The 17399-nt window shown below is 63.1% G+C and carries 15 protein-coding genes; 9 read left to right on the top strand and 6 right to left on the bottom strand.

The genetic code is table 11. The features are described from left to right. The first annotated feature begins 149 nt into the window (after positions 1-149). Positions 150-1952, top strand: a complete 1803-nt coding sequence (locus tag PM2_RS12125) for an acyl-CoA dehydrogenase (protein WP_028698478.1) — start codon at positions 150-152, stop codon at positions 1950-1952. Between the two features lie 30 nt (positions 1953-1982). Here the strand turns inward: PM2_RS12125 and PM2_RS12120 are convergent, their stop codons facing one another. From PM2_RS12120 to PM2_RS12110, 3 genes are read right to left on the bottom strand one after another with little or no spacing between them, the layout of a single operon-like run. Then, positions 1983-2906, bottom strand: coding sequence for a DMT family transporter (locus PM2_RS12120; RefSeq protein ID WP_016712368.1), 924 nt, complete (start codon positions 2904-2906; stop codon positions 1983-1985). Positions 2907-2908: 2 nt separating this feature from the next. Further along, positions 2909-3868 (bottom strand): 2OG-Fe(II) oxygenase, encoded by a 960-nt coding sequence (locus tag PM2_RS12115; RefSeq protein WP_016712369.1) that lies wholly within the window; start codon positions 3866-3868, stop codon positions 2909-2911. A gap of 23 nt (positions 3869-3891) precedes the next feature. Further along, positions 3892-4872 carry a hypothetical protein gene (locus PM2_RS12110; RefSeq protein ID WP_016712370.1) on the bottom strand — a complete coding sequence of 327 codons (981 nt, stop codon included), beginning with the start codon at positions 4870-4872 and terminating at the stop codon, positions 3892-3894. Positions 4873-4997: 125 nt separating this feature from the next. Here PM2_RS12110 and PM2_RS12105 point away from each other — a divergent pair, with 125 nt between their 5' ends. The 7 genes from PM2_RS12105 to yccS all read left to right on the top strand — a co-directional run bounded on the left by PM2_RS12105 (position 4998) and on the right by yccS (position 15177). After that, the gene (locus PM2_RS12105; protein ID WP_016712371.1) at positions 4998-5891 is read left to right on the top strand and encodes a LysR family transcriptional regulator; all 894 of its coding nucleotides are present in this window, start codon (positions 4998-5000) and stop codon (positions 5889-5891) included. A gap of 88 nt (positions 5892-5979) precedes the next feature. Next, positions 5980-7422: a TldD/PmbA family protein gene (locus PM2_RS12100; RefSeq protein WP_028698477.1), complete on the top strand. Its 1443-nt coding sequence runs from the start codon at positions 5980-5982 to the stop codon at positions 7420-7422. After that, a complete protein-coding gene (locus tag PM2_RS12095; RefSeq protein WP_016712373.1) occupies positions 7422-8741 on the top strand; it encodes a TldD/PmbA family protein in 1320 nt (439 codons plus the stop codon). The genes PM2_RS12100 and PM2_RS12095 overlap by 1 nt, the downstream gene beginning before the upstream one ends. Positions 8742-8797: 56 nt before the next feature. After that, complete coding sequence (gene mdtD, locus PM2_RS12090) at positions 8798-10225, top strand: multidrug transporter subunit MdtD (protein ID WP_016712374.1); 1428 nt, start codon at positions 8798-8800, stop codon at positions 10223-10225. Between the two features lie 112 nt (positions 10226-10337). Beyond that, a complete protein-coding gene (dbpA, locus tag PM2_RS12085; protein ID WP_230852947.1) occupies positions 10338-11675 on the top strand; it encodes an ATP-dependent RNA helicase DbpA in 1338 nt (445 codons plus the stop codon). A 53-nt stretch (positions 11676-11728) separates the two neighbouring features. Further along, positions 11729-12910, top strand: a complete 1182-nt coding sequence (locus PM2_RS12080; RefSeq protein WP_016712376.1) for a BaiN/RdsA family NAD(P)/FAD-dependent oxidoreductase — start codon at positions 11729-11731, stop codon at positions 12908-12910. Positions 12911-12993: 83 nt separating this feature from the next. Next, a complete protein-coding gene (yccS, locus tag PM2_RS12075) occupies positions 12994-15177 on the top strand; it encodes a YccS family putative transporter (RefSeq protein WP_028698475.1) in 2184 nt (727 codons plus the stop codon). A 15-nt stretch (positions 15178-15192) separates the two neighbouring features. On the opposite strand, the gene PM2_RS12070 is transcribed toward yccS, so the two are convergent. Then, positions 15193-15930 carry a substrate-binding periplasmic protein gene (locus tag PM2_RS12070; RefSeq protein WP_028698474.1) on the bottom strand — a complete coding sequence of 246 codons (738 nt, stop codon included), beginning with the start codon at positions 15928-15930 and terminating at the stop codon, positions 15193-15195. Positions 15931-16085: 155 nt separating this feature from the next. On the opposite strand from PM2_RS12070, the gene PM2_RS12065 reads away from it, so the two are divergent. Then, entirely contained in the window at positions 16086-16538 is a 453-nt protein-coding gene (locus PM2_RS12065; protein ID WP_016712379.1) for a GNAT family N-acetyltransferase, read from the top strand. Between the two features lie 32 nt (positions 16539-16570). Here the strand turns inward: PM2_RS12065 and PM2_RS12060 are convergent, their stop codons facing one another. Together PM2_RS12060 and PM2_RS12055 are read right to left on the bottom strand one after the other, a co-directional pair. Further along, positions 16571-16867, bottom strand: coding sequence for a winged helix-turn-helix domain-containing protein (locus tag PM2_RS12060; protein ID WP_016712380.1), 297 nt, complete (start codon positions 16865-16867; stop codon positions 16571-16573). Positions 16868-16879: 12 nt separating this feature from the next. Further along, a complete protein-coding gene (locus tag PM2_RS12055) occupies positions 16880-17380 on the bottom strand; it encodes a M48 metallopeptidase family protein (RefSeq protein ID WP_026020381.1) in 501 nt (166 codons plus the stop codon). Positions 17381-17399 lie beyond the last annotated feature (19 nt).

Raw genomic sequence — 17399 nt, 5'->3', positions numbered from 1 at the left:
GGCGCTCGATCGCGCAGGCGCCAAAAAACAAAAGACAAGCGCCTAAATGCCCCAAACCCTTTCTAAACCCATATCACCCAAACCTATTAACCTGTCCCCACCCCGACCTCGCCCCTACACTCGCAGCATCCCGCCTCAGGACCGCCACCATGCCCGAGACCCTGCTCAGCCGCCGCAACCTCGCCTTCGAACTCTATGAAGTCCTCGACGCCGAAGCCCTCACTCAGCGCCCGCGCTTCGCCGAGCACAACCGCGAAACCTTCGACGCCGCGCTAACCACCGCCCGCACCATCGCCGAAAAGTACTTCGCCCCGCACAACCGCAAGGCCGACGAGAACGAGCCGCGCTATGTGGACGGCCGGGCCGAACTGATCCCGGAGGTGAAGCCCGCGGTCGATGCCTTCCTCGAAGCCGGCTTCCTCAACGCTAACCGCGATTTCGAAGCCGGCGGCATGCAGCTGCCCAGCCTGGTCTCACAAGCCTGCTTCGCCCACTTCCAGGCCGCCAACGCCGGCACCACGGCCTACCCGTTCCTGACCATGGGCGCAGCCAACCTGATCGAGAGTTTTGGCACCGACGAGCAAAAGCGCCTGTTCCTGCAGCCGATGATCGAGGGCCGTTATTTCGGCACCATGGCGCTGACCGAGCCCCACGCCGGCTCATCGCTGGCCGACATCCGCACCCGCGCCGAACCTGCCGGCGACGGCAGCTACCGGCTCAAGGGCAACAAGATCTTCATCTCCGGCGGCGATCACGAACTGTCCGACAACATCGTGCACATGGTGCTGGCCAAACTGCCGGACGCCCCGCCTGGGGTGAAAGGCATCTCGCTGTTCATCGTGCCGAAATACCTGGTGAACCAGAACGGCAGCCGTGGCCCACGCAATGATGTGCTGCTGGCCGGGTTGTTCCACAAGATGGGCTGGCGCGGCACCACCTCTACCGCGCTGAACTTCGGTGACAACGGCGAGTGCGTCGGCTACCTGGTCGGCCAACCGCACCAAGGCCTGGCCTGCATGTTCCAGATGATGAACGAGGCACGCATCGGCGTCGGCATGGGCGCGGTGATGCTCGGTTACGCCGGTTACCTGTACTCGCTGGAATACGCCCGCCAGCGGCCGCAGGGTCGACTGCCGGATAACAAAGACCCGCACAGTCCGGCGGTGCCGATCATCGAACACAGTGATGTGAAACGCATGCTGCTGGCGCAGAAGGCCTACGTCGAAGGCGCCTTCGACCTGGGCCTATACGCCGCTCGCCTGTTCGACGACACCCAGACCGCCAGCGAAGAAAGCACTCGCAAGCAGGCTCAGGAGCTGCTCGACCTGCTGACCCCTATCGTCAAATCCTGGCCCTCGGCCTTCTGCCTCAAGGCCAACGAACTGGCCATCCAGATTCTCGGCGGCCACGGCTATACCCGCGAATACCCGGTAGAACAGTACTACCGCGACAACCGCCTGAACCCGATCCACGAAGGCACCGAAGGCATCCAGTCGCTCGACCTGCTCGGCCGCAAGCTGGCGCAGAACAATGGCGCCGGCCTCAAGCAACTGATCCGCCTGATCGCCGGTACGGCCGAGCGCGCCAGCCATCACCCGAACCTCGACCCTATGCGCCAGCCGCTGGAGCAATTGGTCAACCGACTGCAAAGCGTGACCCTTGCCCTGCTCAGCGACCTGGCCCAGGGCAAAGTTTCTGGTGCCTTGGCCAACTCGGCCCTGTACCTCAAGGCGTTCGGCCACTGCGTGATCGGCTGGCGTTGGCTGGAACAGGCCATTCACGCCGAGCTTGGCCTGCTCAAGGGCAACGCCAGCGACCGCGACTTTTACCTCGGCAAGCTGCAAGCGGCGCGTTATTTCCTGACCTGGGAAGTACCGGGCTGCCATCATGAGCTGGCATTGCTAGAGGCACGCGACGACACCTGCCTCGCGATGCAAGACGCCTGGTTCTAGGAGCGCATTGCGCGCCTTCATGCACGGTGCCTATCTCTCCACTGCATGTGCAGGCGAAGTCACCCTGCGCGGGCTACGCGCAATGGCGATTCCCGCAGCGACCACTGCGACGCCTGCATAGGTTGTCCAGTGGATCGCGTCCCCGAACATCAGTGCTGCCCATAGCAAGGTCACTGGCGGCTCCAGATAGACCAGTGCCGAAACGCGAGTCGCCGACAGTTTTGTGAGCAGTATCCACAGGCTCAAGTAGGCGATGAACGTCGAGAACAAGGTCAGCCATGCAACAGCCGCCCAGACTTGCGTGCTGGCAGGCACCTCGATCAGGCCCAGCGGCAAGCCTGTGGCTGCCAGCAGTACCAACGTCGTGGTTGACTGCAAAAACAGCGGCATCAACAAGCCGTCCTTGCTGTGGTCGGTCGCCAGTACCGATTGCCGCCGCTGATAAAGTGTGGCAATGGACAACGTGACGGCGGCGATCAGCGGCAGAGCGTATAGCCAAAGCTCAAGCCGGGTCGTGGACAGGCTGTACTCTCCCAGCACGACCACACTTACGCCCGCGAACCCGACCCCAAGCCCCAGCCACTCCTGCCGACCGCTGCGCTCATGCTGGTCCTTGCGGCTCATCGATGCCGTTATCAGTGGCTGCAGGGCGCAAATAATGGCAGCGATCCCGGCCGGTAGCCCACCTCGAATAGCGATGTAAACACTCACCAGGTAGGCGAACTGGGCCAAAAAGCCGATCACGGCGTTGTAGCGTATTTGTGCCCACGACAATGCCCCCAGTCGATGCGCGACAATGGGCAACAGGCAGATGCTGACCAGCAGAAAGCGCCAGAAGAGCAGGCTGATCGCACCCGCGTCCTCTGTACCCAGCCGGGCGCCAATGAAGCCCGAACTCCAGGACAGGACAAAAATGGCTTGCAGCAGGATCAGGTAGAGCACACTGCTTGGCATACTCACGCCCCTATGGGATGCAATTCCTCGAACGTAATCGGCTCAATGCCGATACGCGCATAGTGCCGGGCAGCCGGCCGGTGCAGTGCCCAGCGTAACCCCAGCCAATTCGGCAGGGTCGCGGGAATGCCGTCGTCAGAAGCCAGGTGCCAGAAACGGTTGGAGTCGTCACTGAACCAGGGACAATGGAACGACAACACCAGTGACATGCGTCGCCCGCTGAGTACCGGGCGAACACCGTGAAATAATCGGCTGCCGTAGATGAACAAGGCATCACCAGGCGCGTCCAGGCGTGCAGTTTCGAAGGTGCGGTAATCCAGGGCATCAAAGGTATCGACTGTACCGTTGTGGAACAGGAACTCGCCGCCGCTGTAATCGGAAGGCCCCGACAGCACGATGTTGAGCACATAATTGGTGCCGTCCGTGTGCCACATGCCCAGTTGCTGCTGTTGCTCCGCTGGCTTGGGATAGAAATAGTTGATCTGCGAGCGGGCGTTGAGCATGGGGTAAGGCACCAGCGGCACGCCCGCAATGCGCGACACGGCCAACAGGAATGCGCGACTGCACATCATGTCGTTGATGAACGACGACAGCGCGGTAACCCCTCGCGTGCGCCGGGAAATGATCCATTCACTGTCGCCAGCGGCTTCCTCCAGGCGTGTGCAGATGCCTTGCAAGGCCGCAACACCTTCAGGTGTGAACAGCCGATGGACAACCGCTACCCCAGTGATGGTATCGACCGAAATTTTGGCGTGCGGGCTGCGGGTATAGCCCAGCTCTCCCAGTGTTCGGGTATCGGCGATGGTGGCGCCTTGGGGCCAGAGCAGATCGTCCCGCCAGGCAACCTCCTCGCCGAGGCATATCGACGAAGGTCGCGGCGCGCGCTTCAGCGTTGACTTGAGCGCCAGCTTCACACGGCCAACGCCGCGCTCGAACAAAGGTAAGGTGTCTGAGTGGTTCATGATGAGTCTGTCCCTGTAAGCCGCTACTGGAGGTACTTCGCGATTTGATAGCGCACCGAGCCGTCGCCACTGGCAAATTCGTCCATCACGCTGCAGTTGCAGTGCTGTGCCCTGATGCGACGGAACTGTTCGGGCGTGTACTTGAGGCAGATATTGGTCAGCAGATACCCATGTTGATGTAGGCGCTGAACAGGCTGCAGGGTCACAGCCACATGGATCGACTCACCCAGAATTCGCAACGGCACGAGCATGGCTTCATGCGGCCCCGACGGTGTGAAGCCTTGTTGAAGCGCAACCATTCGGGAGAACTGCAGCATGTTGGGGTTGGCGTAGAACCCAAGGATGGGCTGTTCCAACCCTTCCTCGTACACCTGCATTTCCGAAAGAATGTAGGTCGTTTCACCTGCAAGACTACGGATCAGCCTTCCCGTGCTCACCGGCAACTCGTTACCCTCCTGAAAGCCCAGCAGGGTGATCAGGGTAAGCTCCTGGTCGTGACGTAAATCGTCATGGGTGACCGTGCGGTAGTCGGCGGCGATGTAGTTGAAGCTCCCGTCGCCCTGCACTATCGGCCGCACCGCATCACTCATCGCGGGCTCCGAAGTCTGGTTGATATCGATGGCGGTGTAGCGAATGGAGCTGGAAGTCTCGGCCATTCGCTTCAGCAGGCAAGCGCTCTTGATCGGCTCAGGGCCCAACTCGACATAGTGCACCCTGCGCCCATTGCCAAGTGCTGCCAGGCGGTCGGCAACATTGCTAATGACGCTTTTGAGCGCCCCCTGTCCTTGTGCGTCGGCACACAGCCCCTCCTGCCCCACACCCTGTTCATTCAAGGCCCGCATCAGCAGAAATATCTCGTGGTTAAAACGATGATCGCTTTGCGGCCCAAGCTCAGGCTGAGACAGGGTCGAGTACTTCTCGTGGTTCTCGACCGTCCATAGCCGAGCGTTCTGGTACGAAGGGGTATGCACAAGTGCATCTACAACGAAGTCGTTCAGGCTCATCCGTATCATTCCATTGCATTTTCGGGAGGTAGGCGTGCTTTGACCTCACAGTAAGAGGGGGTATAAAGCCTGTACAGTTGAATAAATCGAAGCGCTGGTTCGATCCGGCTAAATCAGGTGGCGCAATGGGCAAAGGCCTCGACATCAACGTACTGAGAACCTTCCAGGCAGTAGCGCGGCTGGGCCGCTTCAAGGATGCAGCCGACTACGTCCACCGCAGCCCTTCGGCGGTAACCACACAAATCCAGAAGCTGGAAGAAAAGGTCGGGCAACAACTGTTTGCCCGCAGCAACCAATCGGTGGAGCTGACCCCGGCAGGCCGGCACTTGCTGGGCGAGGCAACACGTTTTCTGATGGCGCATGACAGGTTGCTGGCTACGCTGTCACCGCAGCAGATCACCGGAAAAGTGCGCCTGGGTGTGCCCGACGGCTATGCCGCCAACCTCATGAGCGACTTCTTGCCGGTGTTTGTTGCCAGTAACCCGAAACTGGAACTGGAGGCCGTGGCACGGTCCAGTGCCGAGCTCATCGACCTGTTTGCCCGACAGCGGCTGGACCTGGCAGTGGCGGTCAGCAGTGAAGACTGGCAGCAAGGTGAATGGATACGATCGACTCAGCCTCGCTGGGCCGCCGCCCCGGGGTTCAATCATGATGCCAGCCGCCCCTTGCCACTGGCTCTGCAGTTGAAAGGCTGCCCGTACAGAGAGGCGGCCTTGCAGGCACTGAAAGCCCAAGGCATCGCGTACCGCATCCTGCTGGAAAGCGCCAACTGGCATGCCGTGCTGGCCTGCATGAGGAGTGGCCTGGCCGTTGGCATCGTCGAAGGGCTGGATAACGCCGACCCATCGCTCACTTACGTGGAGGGCATGGGCTTGCCCGACCTCGCCGAGCATCACGTCTACCTGCTGACGGACACCTCTCACCATGTCGCGCTGCATTTGAACGGAATGTTGAAAGCCGCCATCCAGAAAGAAGGGGTGGCAACGCCCGACCATTTCCCGCCGCGCGTTATTTCCTGACCTGGAAAGTACCGGGCTGCCATAATGAGCTGGCATTGCTAGAGGGGTGGTTCTAAGGGGGAGCCACCGTGTACACGGAGGCTTGTGCATGTTTGATTCCAGCGCCCTGCTGCGCCAGCGCTTTGCCGCGCTGCGCAGTACGGCCGAATTGTTTTCCCTGCGCCATGTGAAACAGTCGCACCAGGCGCTGTCGGTTCGCCGCAACGTTGCCGAACCTCCGTTCTTCAGCCAGGACGAAGGCGCCATGCTCACTGTGCGAGTCAACGGCGTGGAGGCTTACGCGGCCACCGCCGACCTGTCCCAGGCGGGTCTGCAACACGCGCTGGAACAGGCCGAGGCCCTGGCCCGACAGATCGCCCGGCACAGCTTGCTCGATCTGTGCGACCAGCCCGTGACCAGCGCGCGGCACGACCACATCTCACCCAACTTCGACCAGCCCGTGCCGTCCCTCGCCGACTGCCTTGGCTTACTCGCCGCCGAATCGGCCAGCGTGCCCAAGGACAGCCGCCTGGTGGACTGGCAGGCGAGCCTGGGCCTGACCCTGGTCGAGCAAACCTACCTGAACTCGGCCGGTGCCGAACTGCGCCACGCCCAGCGCTTCCTGTTCCCGGGCCTGGGTGTCACCGCCAGCGATGGCCAGGACAGCCAGAGCCGCAGCCTGGGCCGCGACAACTTCGGCCAGCAGGGCGGGTTCGAAATCATCGAGCGTTGCGGGCTGGTGGGCGCCGCCCGGCAAGTTGCCGACGAGGCACTGCAGTTGCTGCTGGCACCCAACACCCCCAGCGGCCCACGCGACCTGCTGCTGATGCCAGACCAGATGATGCTGCAGATTCACGAGTCCATCGGCCACCCGCTGGAAATGGACCGCATCCTCGGTGACGAGCGTAATTACGCTGGCACCAGCTTCGTCAAAGCCAGCGATTTCGGCCACCTGCAGTACGGCTCCAACCTGCTGAACGTGACCTTCGACCCCACCATCGGCGAAGAGCTGGCCAGCTACAGCTTCGATGACGACGGCACCCCGGCCAGCAAGCAGTTCCTGATCCGCGACGGCCTGCTGTTGCGCCCGCTGGGCGGCGCATTGTCGCAATTCCGCTCTGGCCTGGACGGCGTGGCCAACAGCCGCGCCTGCGGGTGGAACCGTGCACCGATCGACCGCATGGCCAACCTGAACATCGAGCCGGGCGACCAAAGCCTGGAGCAACTGGTGAAGGGTATCGAGCACGGCATCCTGATGCGCACCAACCGCTCCTGGTCCATCGACGATGCACGCAACAAGTTCCAGTTCGGCTGCGAATGGGGCCAGCTGATCGAAAACGGCGAGCTCAAGGGCATCGTCAAGAACCCCAACTACCGCGGCATCTCCGCACAGTTCTGGCGCAACCTGGTGGCGGTTGGCGACCGCAGCACCTTCCAGGTACTCGGCACGCCCAACTGCGGCAAAGGCGAGCCCAACCAAGTGGTGCGGGTCGGCCATGCATCGCCCGCCTGCGTATTCCGCCAGATCGACGTATTCGGAGGAGACGCCTGATGAAACATGCTTTCGAAACCTTGGTCGGGGATGTGCGCGCCGCCCTGCAAGCAGGCGAGCAGTTCACCCTCGGCTACAGCGCCGAACAGTCGCAATTCGTGCGTTTCAACCACGCCAAGGTGCGCCAGGCCGGCACTGTCAGCCAGGCCAGCGCGCAACTGCGGCTGGTCCGTGATGGCCGCCAGGCGGAACAGCAGGTGACCTTGAGTGGCGACGCGCAACTGGACCGCCAGCGCCTTGGCGATGCGCTGGAGCAACTGCGCCAGACCTTGCCACTGTTGGCCGTTGACCCTTATCTGCGGCTAGACGAAAGTGCCTGGCAAAGCCACAGCCTGCAGGCGCAGCCCCTGCCCGAACTGGACGAAGTACTGGCCCTGCTCGACCGCGAAGCAGGCGAGCTGGACCTGGTCGGTATCTACGCTGCCGGCCCGATCTGCCGGGGCTTTGCCAGTTCGTTCGGTGCCTTTGGCTGGCACCAGGCCAACAGCTTCAACTTCGACTGGAGCCTGTTCCACAAAAACGGCCAGGCGGTGAAGGCCAACTATGCCGGCCAGGTGTGGAGCACGGATGACTTCATCGCACGTCTGCGCCAGGCGCGAGAACAGTTGGGCTTCCTCGGCCGCCCGGCAGTCACCCTCAAGCCCGGCAGCTACCGCGCCTACCTGGCCCCGGCGGCCATGGACGAAATCGCCGGCATGCTGTGCTGGGGTGGCTTTTCCGCGCAGGCGCTGGCCACCGGCAACAGCGCCTTGCAGCGTTTGTACAACGCAGATGCCCGGCTGAGCCCGCTGGTGAGTTTCTCCGAGCAGGTTAGCGGTTCGCTGAGCCCGGCGTTTTCCGATGAGGGGGCTCCACGCCTGGATGTGCCATTGATCCAGCAAGGTGAGGCTCGGCAGCGGTTGATCAGCGCGCGCAGTGCGGCCGAATTCGAGTTGCTGGCCAATGGTGCCGACAGCTACGAGTCGCCGTGCGCACTGAGCCTGGCACCGGGTAACTTGGCGAGCGAGCACATTCTCGAGCGCCTGGGCACCGGGCTGTATATCAGCAACCTGTGGTACCTGAACTACTCTGACCTGCCGGCAGCGCGCATGACCGGGCTGACCCGGTTCGCGACCTTCTGGGTAGAAAACGGGCAGATCCAGGGGCCCGTGAGCACCATGCGTTTCGATGACAGCCTCTACAGCTTGCTCGGCAGCCAGCTGGAGGACCTGACCCGCGAGCGCGAGATGATCTTGTCGACCAGCACCTATGGACAGCGCAGTACCGGGTCGAGTCATTTGCCGGGGGCGCTGGTCAAAGGTCTCACACTGACATTGTGACTGGATTTGCTGGCCCTTTAGCCGCGAAGGGGCCGGCACTGACAAACGAGGAAGTCATGCCCGAACGCCCACCGCTAGACCCCGTCACCGCCCGCTGGATCCCCTGGGTGGTGGCCATCGCCTTCTTCATGCAGTCCCTGGACGGCACCATCCTCAACACTGCGCTGCCGGCCATGGCCCGCTCGCTGGCCGAAGACCCGCTGCGCATGCAGGGTGTGATCATCGCCTACATGCTCACCGTGGCCCTGCTGATCCCCGCCTCGGGCTGGATCGCCGACCGTTTCGGCACCAAACGCATCTTCTTCAGCGCCATCCTGCTGTTCAGTTTCGGCTCGCTGCTGTGCGCCGCCGCCAACAGCCTGGGCTTTTTGATCTTCGCCCGGGTCGTGCAGGGCCTGGGCGGTGCGCTGATGCTGCCGGTCGGGCGGCTGGTGGTGTTGCGCGCCTACCCACGCAGCGAGCTGGTGCGAATCATGAGTTTCATCACCATCCCCGGCCTGCTCGGCCCATTGCTGGGCCCGACGGTCGGTGGCTGGCTGGTGGAAATCCTCAGCTGGCACTGGATCTTCCTGCTCAATCTGCCCGTCGGCCTGATCGGTTGCTTTGCGGTATGGAAGTTCATACCAGACCTGCGCGGCGCCGAGCGCACCACGTTCGACGGCCCCGGTTTCCTGCTGTTCGGCGCCGCGATGGTACTGATCACCATCGCCATGGAAGGCCTGGGCGAGCTGCACCTGCCGCACTTGCGGGTGATGTTGCTGCTGTTCGCCGGCATGGCGTGCCTGGCCGCCTACTGGCTGCGGGCCGGGCGCGACCCGGAGCCTTTGTTCTCGCCCAGCCTGTTCCGCGTGCGCACCTTCGCCATCGGCATCCTCGGCAACCTGTTCGCCCGCTTGGGCAGTGGCGCCCTGCCGTTCCTGGTGCCGTTGCTGCTGCAGGTCGCGCTGGGCTACTCACCGGCCCAGGCCGGCATGAGCATGATCCCGCTGGCGGCAGCGGCCATGCTGGCCAAGTCCGTTGCCCGCCCGCTGATCGAGCGCTTCGGTTACCGCATCATCCTCACCGGCAACACCCTGCTGCTGGGCCTGCTGCTGGCCAGCCTGGGGCTGGTCGACGAGCAGACGCCCTACGCCGTGCTGCTGATTCAGTTGGGCTTGCTGGGGGCGGTCAACTCGATGCAGTTCACCGCGATGAACACCGTGACCCTGATCGACCTGGACGACGCCAGCGCCAGCAGCGGTAACAGCCTGCTATCGGTGGTCGCGCAACTGGCCCTGAGCCTGGGCGTGGCCTGTGCCGGTGCCTTGCTGGGCGGCTTTACCGCAGCGGGCAGCGCCGAAGGCGTGGAGTCCACCTTGGGCGCCTTCCAGCTGACCTTCGTCACCATCGGCGTGATGGCCATGCTGGCGGCAGCGATCTTCCTGCAACTGGCGCCCACGGACGGAAGGCGTGCCCGTCGTCCGGAAGAACACATGGAGTCGTAGGGCGAATGACCATGAGGCTGGTAGACTGTGCGGCATTTTTCGCTTCGCACCGCAGGCCAGCCTCGTGACCACCGAATCCACCGCCTTTGCCACACTGCCGTTGTCCGCCGCCATGCTGGCGAATCTGGACGCCCTCGGCTATGCCTCGATGACACCGATCCAGGCCCAGAGCCTGCCAGTCATCCTCAAGGGTCAGGACCTGATCGCCCAGGCCAAGACCGGCAGCGGCAAGACCGCCGCCTTCGGCATCGGCCTGCTGAACCCGATCAACCCGCGCTACTTCGGCTGCCAGGCGCTGGTGCTGTGCCCTACCCGCGAACTCGCCGACCAGGTGGCCAAGGAGCTGCGCCGCCTGGCCCGCGCCGAGGACAACATCAAGATCCTCACCCTGTGCGGCGGCGTTTCGCTGGGCCCGCAAATCGCTTCGCTGGAGCACGGTGCGCACATCATCGTCGGCACCCCGGGGCGTATCCAGCAACACCTGGACAAGGGCACCCTGGTACTCGATGGTCTGAACACGCTGGTACTGGACGAAGCCGACCGCATGCTCGACATGGGCTTCTTCGACGCCATCGCCAGCATCATCGGCAAGACCCCGTCGCGCCGCCAGACCCTGCTGTTCTCAGCCACCTACCCGGCCGGTATCAAGCAACTGGCCGCCGACTTCATGCGCAACCCGCAGCAGGTGAAGGTCGAAAGCCTGCACACCGACAACCAGATCGAACAGCGCTTCATCGAGATCGACCCGCAGCAGCGCCTGGAGGCCGTCACCCGCGTGCTCGGCCACTACCGCCCGCAGTCCTGCGTGGCGTTCTGCTTCACCAAGCAGCAGTGCGAGGACGTGGTTGCCCACCTGACCGCCAAGGGTATCGTTGCCCAGGCGCTGCATGGCGACCTGGAGCAGCGCGACCGCGACCAGGTGCTGACCATGTTCGCCAACCGCAGCAGCTCGGTGCTGGTGGCTACCGACGTGGCCGCGCGCGGCCTGGATATCGATGGCCTGGACATGGTCATCAACGTGGAGCTGGCGCGTGATGCGGAAATCCACGTACACCGTGTGGGCCGTACTGGCCGTGCGGGTGAGAAAGGTGTTGCAGTCAGCCTGGTGGCACCGGCCGAAGGCCACCGCGCACAGGCCATCGAGGCGCTACAGAAGAGCCCGCTGCGCTGGGACCAGCTGGACAGCCTGAAGAACAAAGGCGGCGAGCCGCTGCTGCCGGTGATGAGCACCCTGTGCATTGCAGCCGGGCGCAAGGACAAGCTGCGCCCGGGCGATATTCTCGGGGCACTGACCGGTGATGCCGGCATTCCGGGCAAGCAGGTGGGCAAGATTGCCATCTTCGACTTCCAGGCGTTCGTTGCCGTGGAGCGGGCGCTGGCCAAGCAGGCCATGCAGCGGCTGAACAGCGGCAAGATCAAGGGCCGCGCCCTGAAAGTCCGTATCGTCTAAACCCGCTCCCACCGGTTCAGCGTTCCCATTACGAATCCAGATAGGTTTACACCGTGCATTCCACCGACGTCATCATCCTCGGCGCCGGCGCCGCCGGCCTGATGTGCGCCCAGCTCAGCGCCCGCCGTGGCCGCCGGGTGCTGCTGCTCGACCACGCCAACAAGCCCGGCAAGAAGATCCTCATGTCAGGCGGCGGGCGCTGCAACTTCACCAACATGTACACCGAGCCGGCCAACTTCCTGTCGCAGAACGCGCATTTCTGCAAGTCGGCCCTGGCCCGCTACACCCAATGGGACTTCATCGAACTGGTGTGCAAGCACGGCGTGGCGTACCACGAGAAGAAGCTCGGCCAGCTGTTCTGCGACAACAAGGCCAGCGACATCCTCGACATGCTGCTGGCCGAGTGCGACGAGGCTGGCGCCGAAATCCGCATGCATACCAGCATCGAACAGATCGAAAAGACCGAAACCGGCTACCTGCTGCAGACCAGCGGTGGCCAGTTCGCCTGCCAGTCTCTGGTGATTGCCACCGGCGGCCTGTCGATCCCGACCCTGGGTGCCACCGGTTTCGGCTACCAGGTGGCGCGCCAGTTTGGCCACACCCTGCTGCCGACCCGCGCCGGGCTGGTGCCGTTCACCATCACCGAGCCCCAACTCAAGGCACTGTGCACCGAGTTGTCCGGCACCTCGCTGGACTGCACCGCCAGCTGCAATGGCACCAGCTTCCGAGAGAACCTGCTGTTTACCCACCGTGGCCTGAGCGGCCCGGCGATCTTGCAGATTTCTTCGTTCTGGGAAGCCGGTGACACGGTGGAGATCAACCTGCTGCCCGACCGCGATGCGCTCACCTGGCTGCAACAGATGCAAACCGAGCGCGCCAACGCCGAACTGAAGACCGTGCTAGGCGAGGTGTTCACCCGCAAGCTGGCCAACCTGCTGGCCGAGCAGTGGTTCGAGTCCAGGCCGATGAAGCAGTACACCCCGGCAGAGCTGGCACAGATCGCCGAAAAGCTGGCGAACTGGCAAGTGGTACCGGCCGGCACCGAAGGCTATCGCACCGCCGAAGTCACCCTGGGCGGCGTGGATACGCGCGAAGTGTCGTCCAAGACCATGGAATCGCTCAAAAGCCCGGGGCTGTACTTCATTGGCGAAGTGCTCGACGTCACCGGCCACCTGGGCGGTTTCAACTTCCAGTGGGCCTGGGCATCAGCCAACGCCGCAGCGCAGTTCGTGTAGAGTAGAATCCATTCAGCAGCACGGAACGCTTCTTGCTGGCCCGTGCTGCAATGCATTCTTCGCTTACTGCCTAGCAGGCCATCATGTCATCGAGCTCGTTCCGTCAGTCACTGCGTCGCCTGTGGGGCCAAGACAAGTTCAGCTACAGCATCCGGGTCACCATCGCCCTCACCGGCAGCCTGGCCCTGTGCTGGTACCAGAACGAGATGGCCCTGCTGATCCCCCTGTTCCTCGGCATCATCGCCAGTGCCCTGGCCGAAACCGACGACAGCTGGCAGGGCCGTCTCAGTGCCCTTGCCGTTACCCTCGTGTGTTTTGCCATCGCCGCGTTGGCGGTGGAGCTGCTGTTCCCCTACCCCTGGGTTTTCGTTGTTGCCTTGGCCTTGGCCGCATTCGGCCTGACCATGCTTGGCGCACTGGGCGAGCGCTATGGTGCGATTGCCTCAGCGACACTGATCACGGCGGTGTACACCATGATCGGCGTAGACCAGCGCGGTGGCCAAGTGACGGACTTCTGGCACGAACCGTTGCTGTTGGTGGCGGGTGCGGCCTGGTACGGGCTGCTGTCAGTGCTGTGGCAGGCGCTGTTTTCCAACCAGCCAGTGCAGCAAAGCCTGGCCAAGCTGTTCTTCGAGCTGGGCAGCTACCTCAAGCTCAAGGCCAGCCTGTTCGAGCCGGTACGCACCCTCGACGTCGAGGCCCGGCGCCTTGAACTGGCGCAGCAAAACGGCAAGGTCGTGGCGGCGCTCAACGCAGCCAAGGAAATCATCCTGCACCGGGTGGGTAACAGCCAGCCGAACTCCAAGGTCAGCCGTTACCTCAAGCTGTACTTCCTGGCCCAGGACATCCACGAGCGCGTCAGTGCCTCGCACTACCCCTACAACGCCCTGACCGAGGCGTTTTTCCACAGCGACGTGATGTTTCGCTGTCAGCGCCTGCTGCGTAAGCAGGGTTCGTCCTGCCAGGAACTGGCGCGCTCGATTCGCCTGCGCCAGCCGTTCGTGCTGGCCAGCGGTTATCCCGAGGCGCTCGAGGACCTCAATGCCTCACTGGAGCACCTGCGCATCCAGAGCAACCCGGCCTGGCGTGGCCTGTTACGTTCGCTGCGGGCACTGGCCGCCAACCTGGCAACACTGGATCGCCTGCTAAGCGCCGCCAGCAACCCGGACAGCCTGGCCGACGCCAGCGACAGCAGCCTGCTCGACCGCTCCCCACGCTCGCTTAAAGACGTGTGGACACGCCTGCGTACCCAGCTGACGCCGACCTCGCTGTTGTTCCGTCATGCCCTGCGCCTACCGCTGGCGCTGTCGATAGGCTACGGCATGGTGCACCTGATCCACCCCACCCAAGGCTACTGGATCATCCTGACCACGTTGTTCGTGTGCCAGCCCAACTACGGCGCAACCCGGCGCAAGCTGGTACAGCGAATCTTCGGCACCGCCATCGGCCTGACAGTGGGCTGGGCGTTGTTCGACCTGTTCCCCAACCCGGTCATCCAGTCGCTGTTCGCCGTGGTCGCCGGGGTGGTGTTCTTCGTCAACCGCACCACTCGCTACACCCTGGCCACGGCGGCGATCACCCTGATGGTACTGTTCTGCTTCAACCAGATCGGCGATGGCTATGGGCTGTTCCTACCGCGCCTGTTCGATACCCTTGTGGGCAGCCTGATCGCCATCCTGGCGGTGTTCCTGTTCCTGCCTGACTGGCAAGGGCGGCGGCTGAACAAGGCACTGGCCAATACCCTGGCCTGCGCCAGCGTATACCTGCGCCAGATCATGCAGCAGTATGCCCACGGCAAGCGCGACGACCTGGCCTACCGCCTGGCCCGGCGCAATGCCCACAACGCCGACGCGGCGCTGTCCACCACCTTGGCCAACATGCTGATGGAGCCTGGGCATTTCCGTAAGGAAGCGGATGTGGGCTTCCGTTTCCTGGTGCTGTCGCACACCCTGCTCAGCTACCTCTCCGGGCTGGGTGCACACCGCGACACGGCATTGCCGGCGGAGGTCCAGGAACAGCTGATCGAAGGCGCCGGGCAAAGCCTGGCCAGCAGCCTGGACGAAATAGCCAATGGGCTGGCGGCGCGGTTACCGGTGGCGATTCACAGTGATGAAGAAGAGGCACTGGCCAATGCCCTGGAGCAGATGCCGGAAGAGCTGGATGAGCATCAGCGGCTGGTGCAGACACAGTTGGCGCTGATTTGCCGGCAGCTGGGGCCATTGCGGACCTTGGCGGCACATTTGATCAAGGAGGGTGCGCCTGCCTGAGAGCAGGCACAACCTTCAGAAACCATACTGGCGCAGCAACCGCGCGTAACTGCCATCCGCCTTCATGGCCGCAATCGCCTGCTCGAACCCCTGGACAATCCGCGCATGCCCCGGGTGCTTCAGGCTAACCAGGATATGCAGGGTGTTCTCCCCCAACGGCGGCTCCACCAGCATTACCCCATCGCGCACTTCCTGCGGCTCACGCTGCAAGTTGTAACGCGCCACATACTCATCCTCCACCGCCAGGTTCACCCGCCCCGCCGCTAGCATGCGCACGGCCGACGAAAAGTTGCGCACCGGCACCTTGTTCAACCGGGTATCGCCGTCGAACTCAGGTGAGTAGGCGTAATCACGCACCACAGCAATGCTGTAGGGGTACAAGTCCGACTGGTGCTGATAGCGCAATGGCTCGCCCGTGCGATGCAGCAGGCGAATACGATTAGTCAGGTAAGCGCTGGAGAACTGCCCGATACGGGCACGCGAGTCGTTCTGCCAGGCATTGATCAGCACGTCGTAACGCCCTTCACTCACTCCCAGCAACGCCCGTGCCCAAGGCGCTTCTTCAAACGTTGTGGCATAGCCCGCGCGGGCCAGCGCTGTGGTAACAATGCTGGTGGCCAAGCCCCCGCCCGGCATGCTGGTATCGGTGAACGGCGGCCAGCTGTCGGCCACCAGGCGCAGCTTGTCGTCAGCTGCGACGGGTGTTGCCAGCATCATTGCCAGTAATCCCAGAACACAAAGCAGTGGCCGCATGCTCACGTCCTTTCGCGATGGGGGGCACACACTGCCGATGAGATTACACAAAGCGGTCGCCGAGGGCAGCGGCCAATAGTGTCATTTAGCCTCTATTTTGGCCGAAGGGCACAGGCCATGCGATGATCGATGGCTCACTCAAGGAGTTCGCGCCTATGTCCATCGACTGGCTCTGCAAGCACCACACCGACCTCGGCAAGGACCAGCTCTACGCCATTCTGCAATTGCGCACGGAAGTGTTCGTGGTAGAGCAGCGCTGCGCCTACCAGGAAGTGGACGGCCAGGACCTGACGGGCGATACCCTGCACCTGATGGCCTGGCAGGATGACAAGCTGGTCGCCTACCTGCGCCTGCTCGATCCGCAGTCCCAGGGCGGGGATGTGGTGATCGGGCGAGTGGTGACTTCGCCGTCAGCGCGCGGGCTGAAGCTGGGGCATCCGTTGCTGCTCAAGGGGCTGGAGGCGGCTGAGCATTGCTGGCCAGGCGTGCCGGTTTACCTGTCGGCGCAAGCGCATTTGCAAGGGTTCTATGCCCGGCACGGGTTTGTGGTGGTGGGAGAGGAATACCTTGAGGACGATATTCCGCATATCGGGATGCGCAAAGGTTGAGGTTGCCGGGGCCAGTCTGCGGCCCCGGAACTTCACGGGTAGCCCAAGACTTCGCGGATCTGCCGCAGGTGCTGGATGATCCACTGCTTGTCGATCGCGCCCCAGTCATGAATGCGGTAATGCCCGGCATGATTGCGCGCGCCTTCCTGCTGCTCGAACTCACAGACGATGTCCAGGTCGGCCAGGGCGGCGATGGTGTCCTGGGCCGTGCGCCGTGGCATCCCGGTGGCCTCCATCAACGCGGGTACGCTGGTCGCGGTCCGGCTGTCGATCAGCCAGGCCACGTACAAACGGCGGTAGAAGCTGCTCTTGGTCTTGCTCACTTCCATGCTGCGTGGTCCTTAAACGTTGCCCGGCAGCTCCCGATAAGTCAGGTAGACGCGCAGGTCGAATTCCAGTTGGTGGTAGTCCGGCTCCATGTGCTGGCAGAGCTGGTAGAACGCCTTGCTGTGATCGCGCTCGCGCAGGTGCGCCAGTTCGTGCACCACGATCATGCGCAAGAACTGTGGCGCGGCCTCCTTGAACAACGAGGCAATGCGGATTTCCTTTTTCGCCTTGAGCTTGCCGCCCTGCACCCGCGACACCGCCGTATTCAGGCCCAAGGCCCGATGGGTCAGGTCAAGGCGGTTGTCGAACAATACCTTGTCCAGGCCCGGCGCGGTGCGCAGGTACTGCTGGCGCAGGTCCTGGGCATAGCCATAAAGCGCCTTGTCGCTTTGCACGTCATGGCGGTCGGGGTAGCGTCGCTGCAGGTACTCGCCCAGGCGGCCGCTGTCGATCATCTGCCGCACCTGCGCTTGCAGGTGCGGGGGGTAGGCTTGCAAGTAACGTAATACGGTCATGGCGCTGCATTCGGCGTAA

The organism is Pseudomonas monteilii NBRC 103158 = DSM 14164 (assembly GCF_000730605.1).
Lineage (GTDB): Bacteria > Pseudomonadota > Gammaproteobacteria > Pseudomonadales > Pseudomonadaceae > Aquipseudomonas > Aquipseudomonas monteilii.
Note: the sequence above shows the minus strand (reverse complement) of the source record. Positions and strands in the feature narration are given on the sequence as shown.